Raw genomic sequence first — 12,690 nt, 5'->3', positions numbered from 1 at the left:
GGGGAGTTCACACATGAAAGCTGTACATTTTGGTGCGGGCAATATAGGCCGTGGGTTTATTGGTCATATGTTGTCCGCTTCCGACTATGACGTCTGCTTTGTCGCACGTAACCCAAAGAAAATATCATTGCTTCAGAAGAGGCAAGAGTATCCGATCACCCTTGCCAATAACGAACAGGACACAACCATTGTGAATAACGTAACCGCGATTAACGTAAACGAGCAACATCGTGTCGCGGAAGAGATTGCATCCGCTGATCTCATTACGACAGCGGTAGGTGTATCTGCCCTCGGGGATATCGCCGAACCGATTGCAAAAGGCATCTATCTGCGCATGAAAGCTAATAATTACAATCCTCTGCACATTATCGCTTGTGAAAATGCGATCGGCGGTAGCACCCGGCTGAAAAAGCGTATCTATCCTTTTCTGGATGAGCCCACCCGGGCCAAAGCCGAACGTTATATTTCATTCCCCAATGCAGCTGTGGACCGGATTGTTCCGGCTCAGAACCACGAAGACCCGCTGCAGGTCACGGTTGAACCTTTTTATGAATGGGTTGTTCACCGCCCGGCCCTGCTGGATGGGTTTAAAGAAATCGAAGGCGTTCACTATGTTGATTCACTGGAACCTTATATTGAGCGCAAAATGTTTACGGTCAACACGGGTCATTGTGTCGCCGCATACTTCGGTTATCTCGCAGGCTTGAAGACCATCCGGCAGGTCATGAGCAATACGGCCCTTCGCGCCAAGGTGCGTCATGTCATGGAAGAGACGGGAGCCATGCTGATCCGTAAACACGGTTTCAACGCGGAAACACACCAAAAATATATCGATACTATATTGGGACGGTTCGCTAACCCCAATCTCACCGACCAAGTGACCCGGGTTGCACGTTCTCCACTTCGCAAGCTTTCACCTCATGATCGGCTTGTTCGCCCAGCGATGCAGGCCAGTGAATTCGGAATCGCTATTCCTCACTTAACCTCTGCGATGGCGGCCGCAATGCTGTTTGATGACAAACGCGATGAGGAAGCCATGAAGCTGCAACATTTTATTCATGAAGATGGACTCTCTCCTTTTATCCGCGAACGCATGGACATTCCCGAAGAACATGTCCTTCACCAGCACATTATCACCTGTTATGAAGAGCTTCAAGAGCATAAGGTACCGAAGGTACTTACCTGAACTTGAGTTCAGCCTGTGGATCGACCATGTCCGTTGACCAACAGCAACATCATGAACAAGCAAACAGCCGGGAGGAACGTGTGCTTGCTCTTGTTCCTTCCGGCTCAACAAAACAGCGTATCCCCTCTTTTCAGGAGACACGCTGCCCACGGTTATCGCTTTATTCATTCATAATCGAGTTCACTGATGCATACACCATAGGCAGGAAACCTTCGGAAGGTTCACCAACCGGCGCATCAATGTGGAAAATGAATCCATTCCCGTCCAGTTCCTTGACGATGAAATATTGCGTTTTCTTCCCATTCTGAGACATCATAAACAGTCTTGCATCTTTCATCGGCCCATTACTAAGCTGTTCAGGAGTTAATTCTTTGACTTCCCCCACCTCGGACAACTCTTCCTTCGCGTCCATCTTCAAATAATCCAGATTAAAGTCCGAAGGCAACTTTTCGATCTCTACCTTGTATCTAGGATCAATCTTCATCGTTAACTCATGGTCTTTTGCATCAAAAGCCATCGGCTCAAAGATATATAGCGAATACCCTTTGGTCTGTGCCAGAGTTACTGGCCGCTTCTCCGTGATCCCTTCCACCGTCACTTCCAGTTCTGACGTTTTGGCGCGATCAGATGTAACGATATTTCCTGCCCCAGTACCCGTTTTATCGCCATCCTCAGATGCAATTTTGGTAATCCCGGTGAGTACCAGTTGTTTGGTTGATGCATCCACTGCTTTTTCTACATATTTGAAACGAACCGAATCCTCATCATCGATATCGTCCAGTAATTTCTGCATATCCTCCCCCACCTGGAAAGACATCGCTTTATCCTTTACACGAATCTCAACCGTGTGTGGGTCAGCCCAACCCGTCAGAATGCCCTCTGCTTCAATGACATCACTTTCCTCCGGCTTCTGTTCCGGCGCTGGTGACGTTTCCTTTGTATTGTTCACAGATGGTTGAAGTGCAGGTGCACTGCTCCCACAAGCCACGAGTGAGAATCCCATAAGTAGAACCACTAATGTAGTGCTGACCTTTACCCTATTCCTTTTTCGCATATGAACACCTCCGTTAGCTTAAACGCAATGCTGCTTGTCCATGTTGCTACATCCATTGAACCAACGATGCTTCACACGATCACTCCGGATAGCGGCGGGATCTTGCAATCGCTGTTTTGTGCAAAGACTGTTTGTTCCATTTATATAGCTTCGTATAATATTTACTTACACGGGAATCAGACAGCTCAATCACGCATAAACGGTATTCAAAGGCCAACTCTCCAGCCTAGCCCGCCTGATCAAGCTTAACCAATTGCGCATGCGCCGCGTTGAAAGCTTGCGTCTGCAAGTTGAATTGTTTACGTACTTCCGCAAGCTTGGCGTATTCTTCATTACGTGTGCGGATGGCACGTTTAATTTTAACAAGATTCGGCTTAGCACTTGCTCGCATAAGCCCGTACAGTTGTTCTTCAGCATTCAGGCTATGTTCATATGAAACTACAAATAGCTCATAGGTTTTGGCTCTTGCCTCATATTGATCCAGCACTTTACCTGCGTGAGCAAGCGTCTCTTCCTTCTCAATGGTAAGCTCCTTGAGAGAACCGCGTAGTGCTTCAATCTTCTCTCCTGTCTCCTGCATAACCTTCCCCGTCTGTTCAAGCAACGCTCGACGTTGCTGAATATCAGCCTCTGCTTGATCCAGCAGCGCTTCGATATTGCTGTTCTTTTTCTTTCCATTGCTCAAAATACTCTTGTATAGTTCCATATCCTCTGCTTCATACCGTGTCAGATCCTTCAGACTTTTGTCGATCTCCTGACCACTCTGCACCAAACGATTCACCTGATTGGCCGCAGGCTCCTGCGGCTCTCCACACCCGCTAAGTAAAAGCATCAGCAATAGACTGCATGCTGCTAGCGTAATTTTTTTGCTCGTAATTAACATGTGTTCTCCCTCTCTTGCCATAACGTCTACAGACGTGTATCCCCGCTAAAATTGGCAACCCAGTGTGCGCTCGGATCATACACTTCGAATTCGTAGCCCCGATCTTCCAGCAGCTTCATAATGCGCGGCAGCGCCTGCACAGTCTGTTCCCGTTCATGCATCAAAATAACTTCCTTATCCCTGTGCACACTATTGCTCACTCGGGCTACGATTTTATCCGGCTGACCGGGAAGATTCCAATCCAGGGAATCTGTCGTCCAGTCCCACATTTTGAAACCTGCCGCTGCAATGTCTCCCCTGAATGCTTCACCAATCTGCGGACTGCTACCGTAAGGAGCACGGATGAGATGCGGTGTGTATCCGATCAGTTTCTCGACCATTTTCTGTTCCTTTTTGAACTCATTCACAAAGTTCGCCGAACTTCCGCTCTTATAGAGTTTCTTATAGTTATGTGTCATGCTGTGTAAACCAGGATAACTACCTTCCTTCAGCAAACGTTTCACCGCATCCGGATGCTCATTTAACTGCCGTCCAATCATGAAAAACGTCGCTTTCGCTTCATGTTGCTTTAAAATATCCAGCAATTGATCTGTATATTGACTTGGTCCATCGTCAAATGTTATGTACACCACTTTTCGAACCTGACCCATAAATCGTGCCGGCTCCTCTTTCGCCTCCGGTGTAACCTGAATCATCCCCAGCTTGGCGGGTTGCTCAATAACAGCAATTGGCGGTGGTGCCATTACCGTTTTCATCCAATGGGTCATACCGATAAACACATATGTCAAGCCCGCAACAAACACAAGCAAGAGCATGATCGCCACGCTCAATCTGCCGTAGCGGATTTTCCTTTTTTTATGAGTTTGTTTTCGACTGACACTGCGAATCGCATTTCCATAGTCTCGCGTTGTTTCTTGTTGTACTCTCACGACCTAGCCACTTCCCAACTGTCTTTTTTTCCCGATGAATGGAATATTATATCGATTCACGTCTCTATATAGAAGATTAATAGAAAAACCGTCGCTGTGAATGACAGAATAGTTACAAGCTCGGTTACAATCTACTTATCTCTTTTCCATGTTTCTCTAACCACGGATGTGCAACTGAATTTATTCGTTGTTAAAAGTAAAACGTGTTTCATGGCCGAGATGCTGCTTCCAATTTTTTCAGCGTCCATACAACATTTATATATATCAAGATATCTGCTGCGTGGTGAAGTATCTTTACCTGCTGATGTCTTCCCTGCACTGACCTTCTCCTGTATAATGAGGTGATTTAGGTTATCTATTTACAAGAAGGAGCTACACCTATGACAAGCATGAACCGTGCCGGCAGATCCATCTATTTGTTATTTTTTGTCGGCATTATTGCCATTTCTTTCTCTTCTATTTTTGTACGCTGGTCTGACGCAGATGTTGCGGTCATTGCCATGTATCGCCTGTTTTTAACTAATGTGCTCATGCTGCCTTTCGTTTGGCCACACAGGCATGAGATGCTTCGTCTGAATGTTCGTCAGTGGGTTTTGTTACTTGCTTCCGGTGTGATGCTTGCGCTACACTTCCTGCTCTGGATGGGATCACTGAGATTAACCAGTGTCGCCAGTTCCACCGTCATCCTTGCTCTCGAGCCGATTCTGATTCTGGCCGGATCGGTGTGGCTGTTCAAAGCCAAAATCAACCGTATGATGCTCATTGGCATGGGTATCGCGCTGTTCGGGTCGATCATTATCGGTGCAGGAGATTTTCAGGTGGCAGGCACCGCGCTACAGGGAGATATCTTATCATTACTTGGCACGATGGCAGTGGCTGTGCATATGTTGCTGGGTCAGTTTTTGCGAACAGGTCTCAGTGCATTCTCGTATAATTTCTGGGTGTTTCTTGTCGCTGCCTGTACGTTCGCGGTGTACAATCTATTCATGGGGCATCCGTTCGGCGGTTACGCGGCTTCGGAGTGGGGAATCTTCCTGCTGCTTGCCATCGTGCCTACCATCTTTGGACATTATCTCTTCAACTGGTTGCTGCAATATATGAACGCTACCACCGTATCGATGGGTGTTCTCGGAGAGCCTGTATTCTCATCCTTGCTGGCCTGGGTACTGCTGGGTGAAGCACTAAGTACACTTCAAATGTCGGCAGGTGTCGTGATCCTGTTCGGGGTGTGGATCTTCATTCGGTACGGCAAAACCAAACCCCAGCCCATTCCAGCTGATGCGCCCATCGCCGCTCCAGTTCCTGTTGAACCGAAGACGGTGTAAAAAAATTCATTACATATGAAGGCGGTGTGTTGTTATGAAAAATATAGTATCCATGCGCTGGCTGCTCGCCAGAATGTACGAATCCGATGTTGCTATCGTAGATTGCCGTTTCCTGCTCGGTCAACCCGATGCCGGACGTGAAGCTTATGAAGCCGGACATATTCCGGGGGCTGTCTATCTTGATCTGGAAAAGGATCTTTCCGCTCCGGTCACTGAGCACGGCGGACGCCATCCACTCCCTAATCCCGCTGCACTCGCAAGCCGCCTTGCCAAAGCTGGCATCGGCTCCAATAGTCGCATCATTGCCTACGATGATCAAGGCGGCATGAACGCATCACGTTTATGGTGGCTGCTTCGCTACTTGGGACATGAGCAAGTCTATGTCATGGACGAAGGTTTCTCGGCTTGGCAGAATGCCAAGTTCCCGGTGACAACGGACATCCCGGTACAGATTCCATCTTCGTTTGACGTGAACCTGCAACCACAGATGCTCGCAAGCGTTACGGATGCGCAACAAGCTTCGGCAAGCGGTAGCGCCATGCTCATCGACTCCCGTGATGCCCGCCGTTATGCGGGGCTGGAGGAACCGATCGATGCGAAGGCCGGACATATTCCGGGGGCAGTGAATTATTTTTGGAAAGAAGTGCTTGGTACGGATGGTCGCTGGTCTGGTGTTGAGGCATTAGAGGAGCGGTTCGTGAAGCTGGGGAAAGATGATGCAATTATTGTATACTGCGGCTCAGGCGTATCCGCCTGTCCGAACGTCATTGCGCTGGAAGAAGCGGGATATACGAATGTGAAGCTGTATTCCGGGAGCTGGAGCGACTGGATCAGTTATGAGGAGAACGCGGTGGCGACGGGGGAAGAGTAGTTCGGAGGACAAGTCTATAGGATCTCAAAGACAAATACACCGCCATGCAGGCCGATGCCTGGGGCGGTGTACTTTCCGTTCCTGAGCGTGAGCCAGGAATACAGGAGTGGTAAAAGCATCGTTGCACGGGATGGCTAGTGATTTTCAACTTTTACGGTGGCCCACTCTCGCCCGTGAAGTAATACTTTAAACAAGATTTGGTTGCCGGATGAGGCATATAAATCATCATTCGCTGATCGGGTTCATTGGGGAATTGAAGGGTGACATGCTCAAATTCAATAACTCCAAACGTGGGGTGCAAAAGCTTCTTGTAGCCGTCAAGGGAAACTGGCACTTCATGATACTGCCACATTCTTGTAAAATCATCGCTTGTCCTCTTCAGATCTTCAATTAACTTGTCGAATGAATCATCATTCAGATACCGTGCTCTTGCCGTTCTGAACTCAGCAATCATTCTTCGTGAGACACTCTCCCAATCCTCCGATCCTTCTTTCCAAATAGAATCCGTAAATTGGCGCCACATCAAATTATAATCATGCGGGGGTGACACCCTATGAATCATAAATACAGCATCTGCCGCTTCATTCCAAGCTAAAAAATCCCACTTTTTCCCGATGACATAGGCCGGATTAGGATGCAATTCATTCAGCATGTCCTGAATGGATGGGCTCAGTTTCTCTTCCATGATCGTTGATTGAGGAGGCAGTGATTCTCCAGCAAGCAAAAAGAGATGTCTTCGCTCATTGGGTGTCAGCTGGAGTGCTGAAGCCAAGCTTTCCAGTACACCTACCGACGGACGAATATCACGACCTTGTTCAAGGCGCGTGTACCATGAGAGTCCTATATTCGCGATCCCGGCGACCTCCTCTCGCCGCAAGCCTCGTGTGCGACGACGATTGCCAGGCAAAAGGCCAACATCAAGGGGAGAAACGGAGGCGCGTAAATCTCTTAAGAAATTACCTAGCGCTAAACGGCGCTCACTGTCGTTCAAGTAAACCTCCCCCTTATCCTATCACTCACAAACCTACCATTAAGCAGGTTCTCGTGACCATTTAGTAGTCAAATTATACTGAAGGTAGTTGATGAGATCAACAATTCCAGGCAAGGAGAATGAATATGACAACCATTGCAGGACAAATGTTGGCAAACAAGGTAGTAATGATTACAGGTGCGGGGCGAGGCATTGGAGCTGAGGCAGCAAGACTGTTTGTACAGCAAGGGGCTTCTGTGATGCTCGTCGCGAGGACAGAGTCTGAGTTGCGTAAAGTCAGGGATGAAATTGTGACATCGGGTGGAGATGCTGCATATTTCACAGCCGATCTGTCCGATTCACGCAATGTTGAACAAGCTGTTAAAGCTACAATGGAACGATATGGTCGTCTTGATGCCGCTTTTAATAACGCAGGTATTGGAGTCACGGTATCATCGCTGGTGGATGAAAGAGAAGAAGACTTCGACCTGATCCAGTCCGTAAATTATAAAGCAGTCTGGATGTGCATGAAAGCCCAGATTAAAGTGATGATGGAGACTTCAGGGTCAGGCTCTATTGTTAACACCAGCAGCGTGGGTAGTCTGAAGGGAAATCCGGGCTTGGGAGCTTACGGGGCATCTAAACGAGCGGTAAACAGTCTGACTCAAACTGCTGCAGTCGAATATGGTCCAGCAGGTATCCGTGTCAATGCAATTGCTCCGGGGACCACAATGACGGATATGATTCAGCAGTGGGTTTCTATCAACCCCGATATCATTGAACAGATTCGTGCGAAGACACCTCTGAGGCGTCCTGCTGAGCCTATTGAGATTGCTAACGCAGCCGCTTGGTTACTTAGTGATTATTCATCTTTTGTTACTGGAGTCGTTTTACCTGTTGACGGTGGACTTAGTGTATAAGATTCAGTGGTCTAGGTCGGAATGTCTGAATTGATGTAGACATATCTTCGATTGCAATCGCAAGCGGGTTATGGGAAGAATAAATATTTTGATGATATTCTTAGAAAAGGCTTTCTGGACTAAACTGAGAGTTAACAAACTCCCAGTTAGTCCCTTTTTTTTGATTCACGACAACAGAAAAAAACGCGATGGACATTCGTCCACCACGATTAAATACTGAAATCAATTATTGCTTTTTACTTAACGACACGTTTGCTGTTAACGTCTTGTCGATCGTCGTCCAGTTTACATAAGCACCTAGTATTTCATTGATAACAGACACCGGAACTACGGTTTCGCCATTTAAAAGCTTTGGTACCTTACTATTGAACACCAGTTTATCGTTAATTGAATACACATCCGAACCAATTTGAGCACTTATATTTTTCGTGCCTAATTGGATTTGTGTTGTACGCGTCTTATTATCCCACACGACTGTACCGCCCAATAGCTCCAAAATGGTTCGAATCGGTACGTAAAATTCATCGTTATGAACAACCGGTTTGATGGTCGTACCCCCTACATTCATTGCAACGTCAACATATTCAAGGAAATCGCTCTTTCGAATGAGCCCATGAACCCCTTTCGTTCGGTCTACGACCTGGGATACTTCATAATCCGTTGCCGCCGATAGGTACGCATAAGCTACACTTCTATCCATATCAAGCTTATCGGATAAGAATTGAATCGATTCACGTACTGATTCTTTCATTGCTTCATCCAAATCAGCATCAAGTCCAATGGGAATCCAATAATCCTCTGTTTCAGCAAAGGGTTGCGTGAATGCTCCACGATGCGGGATCGAAGGATCACCTTTTTTTAACACCGTTAACCGAACTGTCCCCCTTAAAGAAGCTTCCAATGCAGTTAGCGCTACTTCTCCATCCCCTTGAGCAAAGTGTGGATCTCCAGTATAGAATAGCCCGCCTTTAACTTGAATCGGATAATAAATAGTTGCACCGACACCCAACTCATTAATATCCATATTCCCTCCTGTTTCAATAGGCGGGATCGAACTCACAACTTCGCTGGTATTTGGTGCAACCCCCATAACACCGAGAAACGGATTAATCGGGAAACGTACGTTTTTTCCAGATTTTGTTGGTAATAAACCATACCAATTGCCGTTGATCTCTTCAATAGGCGTAAATATAGATACATTATTATATAATTCCGGTTTTGTTGCGCTTGCCCCCTCTTGCGGGCCTGTATTTTCTGGGAATTCGTTAGGAAGGGCACCTTTACCATGACGATTAGAAATGACACCATAGGGAACTCGAGTTTGCAACGAAAGGACTTCTACTTTAAGAACATCTCCTGGCATTGCTCCCTCAACGGCTACTGGCCCAGTGATGATATGAGGTCCGTCTTTTACATAATCATGCTTAATTGGAGAAGCCGCAATTGCCTTGGCATCATCCAACACGCCATCGGGGGAGATACCGAATTTGCCGAAGTACTCCACTGGATTTCTCCCCTGATCTTCAATCAGTCCCTCATGCGATACCGTATCAAATGTTACAGCGCTTCCTGATGGCACAGTAAGAATCGGAGAGCTATCTCGATTAGGCAGTGATCCCCAGCGAACGTTTTCAATCGCAGACGTTACATAATAATCACCTTCTACCTTATCAAATGTTGTTGGTTGCAACGGCATACTAAATCCCACTGAAGGTAGAGCAAATGTAAACATACCCACAATCCCTACTGAAACACCAATTTTCCTAATCGTTCGGTTAATAAACATTACGTCCCCCCTCCTAGGTTACGCAACATTATGTAATATTATATGACACGCATAAACGATAACATATAAATCTATTTAAAACAATATTTTATTGTTAACAAAAATAACAAAAAAGGGCTATAACCCGAGATGAACTTATTTAAAGCATAAAATGATGTTAACATACCTAACATATGAAAGGCGTGTAAAACTTAAATATGTTTCCTAAACTTGATGAACATTCTTCAGATATCAGTTATGAGGGGAATGCGGTGGGTGCCCGTATTTATTCATCGGCTTTTTAGGCACTATATTGGTTGGGGTACACGTCGTGATCTTTCAAATTCATTCTATAGACTTCATTTAAATAATAAAAATCGCCCCTAATTTTGTTATCTATTAAACGTGCTAAAATAGGATTTAGACCTGCTAAACTTATTGAGGGGTACCTCCTCAATCCATCAAGAAGAGGTGAACAACGATGACGGAGTCATATCATGGAATACATTCGAATTTGCAATTTCCAAGTAGCATCTTTAATATCGACCGCAAGGATGTTCCAGCACTTCTGGAAGCTACGAACGTCAAGCACCAGGAGACCATTGCGGAAAAACTGACTGGTTCGGAGTATGCACTTCATTTACTCCTTGCTGTAGAAGCTGCTAAGCAACTAGTATCAGAATGGACTGAAGCAGTGCAGCGATGGTCACCGCCGCTTATCCTTGATCTGTCCATATGCTCAATTGACTGCGCTGTTGAACTCCTGCAAAACCCTGAGCGGCGACTGCTTCGCTTCTGGTTTTATTCCGAAGATGTACCGGAGGACTGGAGAGAGGGGCACAGTGACCGCTTTTTCGATCTTACGGTGACCATTGACGCCGAATCACTGACTGTGCAACATGCTGCAGGGCCAAGCAGATGAAACAATAGAGCCTGCATTCGGAGACACTAACACTTGTCGATACTCTACCAACAGCCTGAAGGGCATTAACACAGACTTCGGGCTTTGAAGCCAGAGTGTAGTAAGTAACAAGTATCACGGCTCTACAATACCTGATCCACTATTTCAATTTATCCACCCGTTCACTACTCTCCCAGATGGCAGGATTATTAATCACCTGACTCTCCCCACGCATAATAGAATCGTAACTATCCTTTCCAGATGTATACCAGTCCACAATAACTACCTTTCCTTTCAGATCTTGTACCAAGAATTCAGTAGACTCCGCATATTCACCTACATCCTTTATAATACGTGCATTCATTTTTAGATAATAAAAACTCTGCTCTCCTTCAATATAATCCACTTTTTCAGCTTCCATCTTGACCTCTCTCACTTGGTTATAAGTTAAATTGTTCTTGCGAAACAGATTATATTGTGATCTGATCTTCTTTTCCGTATATAGTTTGAGGTTCGGGTTATCAATATATCTACTAACGTCAAATTCCAGACCGTTCCATATAGCTTTGTAATATCCAGATAAAGCCTCTGCACAGAGTTCATAAGCCTTCTCCGTATCCAAAGTAAACAAACTTGGATTGTTGGTCGTGCCCCTCCCTATCAGAGAAGCAGAATCTCCATGTCCCCCTTTGTCCTTGCTACGATGAGACTGTTCACATGCACTAGTAAGCCACATCGTTATTAACAATAAAACAAGGTAAGTATGCTTCATCATATCCCTCCAAGGCTCAATTTTAAATCAAACAATATTTTACTAAAAATTTATATAATTAACATAATTATTTACATTTTTACCTTAGAAGAATATACTCTGATATGAATGAATATCTTAATTATTCCCATATTAGGAGGGTATGTATGATGAAACGTTGGCTATCTTTAACTCTAAGTTTTTGTCTGGTTTTTCTGATGGCAGCTCCACTTGCAGAAGGGAAAACGAATCAGGTTGGCTCTAGCGGGCTCTATCAAGTAAGTACAGGGGTTGCCTTGTATGCGAATATTCAAGGAGTGAAAACGTCTCTCCCTACCGTTGTTTTCATTAGCGGATACGGTGACGATTCATCCGTCTGGTCTGGTATCCAATCCGAGATATCCCAAAAAACGTTAACGGTTTCTTATGATCGTGCTGGGCTCGGACTTAGTGACGATACTACCAAAGATAAAACAACAAAACAACAGGTGAAAGAGTTACATAAGCTGCTTCGAAAAGCTAATATTCCAGGTCCATATGTACTGGTGGGACACAGCATTGGCGGATTAAATGTGCGAGGATTTGCTGATCGTTATACCAATGAAGTTGCAGGAGCTGTGCTGATCGATGCCTCTCACGAAAAGCAAGAGGAAGCTGTTTTGGCAACCTTGCCGCCCGAATTTATAGAGATGTACCAGTCACAGTTTACTGCGGAAGGGGATTATGCAGAAGTAACCAAGAGCTTTAAATATATCGAAAAACTGCGTTCGAAGGATGCTTTGCGAAATTCACCATTAACTGTAATATCCGCAACAGAACACGGCATGGGTCCAGAAATGGAAATCAAATGGGCTGAAATGCAACAAGATTTAGCATCCTTGTCTAATCAGGCTACTCATGTCACTGCGCCAAACTCAGGACACTATGTGTACCTTGAACAACCTGAGCTTGTGCAACAAGCAATCATCTCTATGCTAGAGCAATAACTTATGTATCGGGGTTTCAATCTTCCCTATAGAAATTCATGAAGCTCGCGAATAGCGAGCTTTTTGAATTGCCTGTAACAACTTACCTCGATCAGAGGTGCCTGAGGAAGGATAGTATCTCGCTTAGATAAAAGTAAAAAGAAAACATT

The 12,690-nt window shown here is 45.5% G+C and carries 12 protein-coding genes; 6 read left to right on the top strand and 6 right to left on the bottom strand.

Annotation, left to right across the window (positions count from 1 at the left end; all coding sequences use genetic code 11):
• The first annotated feature begins 13 nt into the window (after nucleotides 1-13).
• Nucleotides 14-1,186: a mannitol-1-phosphate 5-dehydrogenase gene (locus J2T16_RS10660; RefSeq protein ID WP_336120712.1), complete on the top strand. Its 1,173-nt coding sequence runs from the start codon at nucleotides 14-16 to the stop codon at nucleotides 1,184-1,186.
• A 160-nt stretch (nucleotides 1,187-1,346) separates the two neighbouring features.
• Here J2T16_RS10660 and J2T16_RS10655 read toward each other — a convergent pair whose 3' ends face one another.
• The 3 genes from J2T16_RS10655 to J2T16_RS10645 all read right to left on the bottom strand — a co-directional run bounded on the left by J2T16_RS10655 (nucleotide 1,347) and on the right by J2T16_RS10645 (nucleotide 4,052).
• A complete protein-coding gene (locus J2T16_RS10655; RefSeq protein WP_253492362.1) occupies nucleotides 1,347-2,240 on the bottom strand; it encodes a DUF8580 domain-containing lipoprotein in 894 nt (297 codons plus the stop codon).
• Nucleotides 2,241-2,466: 226 nt separating this feature from the next.
• Entirely contained in the window at nucleotides 2,467-3,123 is a 657-nt protein-coding gene (locus J2T16_RS10650; protein WP_308722849.1) for a YkyA family protein, read from the bottom strand.
• Between the two features lie 26 nt (nucleotides 3,124-3,149).
• Nucleotides 3,150-4,052, bottom strand: coding sequence for a polysaccharide deacetylase family protein (locus J2T16_RS10645; RefSeq protein ID WP_253492356.1), 903 nt, complete (start codon nucleotides 4,050-4,052; stop codon nucleotides 3,150-3,152).
• A gap of 380 nt (nucleotides 4,053-4,432) precedes the next feature.
• Between J2T16_RS10645 and J2T16_RS10640 the strand changes: the two genes are divergently transcribed.
• Both J2T16_RS10640 and J2T16_RS10635 read left to right on the top strand, forming a co-directional pair.
• A complete protein-coding gene (locus J2T16_RS10640) occupies nucleotides 4,433-5,377 on the top strand; it encodes a DMT family transporter (protein ID WP_090915032.1) in 945 nt (314 codons plus the stop codon).
• Between the two features lie 34 nt (nucleotides 5,378-5,411).
• Nucleotides 5,412-6,248, top strand: coding sequence for a sulfurtransferase (locus tag J2T16_RS10635; RefSeq protein WP_336120713.1), 837 nt, complete (start codon nucleotides 5,412-5,414; stop codon nucleotides 6,246-6,248).
• A gap of 151 nt (nucleotides 6,249-6,399) precedes the next feature.
• Here J2T16_RS10635 and J2T16_RS10630 read toward each other — a convergent pair whose 3' ends face one another.
• Nucleotides 6,400-7,239, bottom strand: coding sequence for a helix-turn-helix transcriptional regulator (locus J2T16_RS10630; protein WP_336120714.1), 840 nt, complete (start codon nucleotides 7,237-7,239; stop codon nucleotides 6,400-6,402).
• 125 nt (nucleotides 7,240-7,364) lie between these two features.
• On the opposite strand from J2T16_RS10630, the gene J2T16_RS10625 reads away from it, so the two are divergent.
• Entirely contained in the window at nucleotides 7,365-8,138 is a 774-nt protein-coding gene (locus tag J2T16_RS10625) for an SDR family NAD(P)-dependent oxidoreductase (protein ID WP_221789848.1), read from the top strand.
• A 226-nt stretch (nucleotides 8,139-8,364) separates the two neighbouring features.
• Here the strand turns inward: J2T16_RS10625 and J2T16_RS10620 are convergent, their stop codons facing one another.
• Nucleotides 8,365-9,924 (bottom strand): acetamidase/formamidase family protein, encoded by a 1,560-nt coding sequence (locus tag J2T16_RS10620; protein WP_336120715.1) that lies wholly within the window; start codon nucleotides 9,922-9,924, stop codon nucleotides 8,365-8,367.
• A gap of 460 nt (nucleotides 9,925-10,384) precedes the next feature.
• Between J2T16_RS10620 and J2T16_RS10615 the strand changes: the two genes are divergently transcribed.
• Entirely contained in the window at nucleotides 10,385-10,825 is a 441-nt protein-coding gene (locus J2T16_RS10615) for a hypothetical protein (RefSeq protein ID WP_154887899.1), read from the top strand.
• 139 nt (nucleotides 10,826-10,964) lie between these two features.
• Here the strand turns inward: J2T16_RS10615 and J2T16_RS10610 are convergent, their stop codons facing one another.
• A complete protein-coding gene (locus J2T16_RS10610; RefSeq protein ID WP_499018322.1) occupies nucleotides 10,965-11,576 on the bottom strand; it encodes a hypothetical protein in 612 nt (203 codons plus the stop codon).
• A 146-nt stretch (nucleotides 11,577-11,722) separates the two neighbouring features.
• Here J2T16_RS10610 and J2T16_RS10605 point away from each other — a divergent pair, with 146 nt between their 5' ends.
• Nucleotides 11,723-12,541 carry an alpha/beta fold hydrolase gene (locus J2T16_RS10605; protein ID WP_221789854.1) on the top strand — a complete coding sequence of 273 codons (819 nt, stop codon included), beginning with the start codon at nucleotides 11,723-11,725 and terminating at the stop codon, nucleotides 12,539-12,541.
• Nucleotides 12,542-12,690: the final 149 nt, after the last annotated feature.

Origin of the sequence: Paenibacillus intestini (assembly GCF_030803945.1) — a bacterium.
Lineage (GTDB): Bacteria > Bacillota > Bacilli > Paenibacillales > Paenibacillaceae > Paenibacillus > Paenibacillus polysaccharolyticus.
The sequence above is the reverse complement of the archived record's forward strand: the minus strand, read 5'-3'. Positions and strand labels throughout refer to the sequence as shown.

Coding starts and splice junctions, on each gene's coding strand:
- J2T16_RS10620 (WP_336120715.1), bottom strand. CDS start 9,924: ATGTTTATTAACCGAACGATTAGGAAAATTGGTGTTTCAGTAGGGATT.
- J2T16_RS10660 (WP_336120712.1), top strand. CDS start 14: ATGAAAGCTGTACATTTTGGTGCGGGCAATATAGGCCGTGGGTTTATT.
- J2T16_RS10615 (WP_154887899.1), top strand. CDS start 10,385: ATGACGGAGTCATATCATGGAATACATTCGAATTTGCAATTTCCAAGT.
- J2T16_RS10655 (WP_253492362.1), bottom strand. CDS start 2,240: ATGCGAAAAAGGAATAGGGTAAAGGTCAGCACTACATTAGTGGTTCTA.
- J2T16_RS10625 (WP_221789848.1), top strand. CDS start 7,365: ATGACAACCATTGCAGGACAAATGTTGGCAAACAAGGTAGTAATGATT.
- J2T16_RS10610 (WP_499018322.1), bottom strand. CDS start 11,576: ATGAAGCATACTTACCTTGTTTTATTGTTAATAACGATGTGGCTTACT.
- J2T16_RS10605 (WP_221789854.1), top strand. CDS start 11,723: ATGATGAAACGTTGGCTATCTTTAACTCTAAGTTTTTGTCTGGTTTTT.
- J2T16_RS10635 (WP_336120713.1), top strand. CDS start 5,412: ATGAAAAATATAGTATCCATGCGCTGGCTGCTCGCCAGAATGTACGAA.
- J2T16_RS10650 (WP_308722849.1), bottom strand. CDS start 3,123: ATGTTAATTACGAGCAAAAAAATTACGCTAGCAGCATGCAGTCTATTG.
- J2T16_RS10640 (WP_090915032.1), top strand. CDS start 4,433: ATGACAAGCATGAACCGTGCCGGCAGATCCATCTATTTGTTATTTTTT.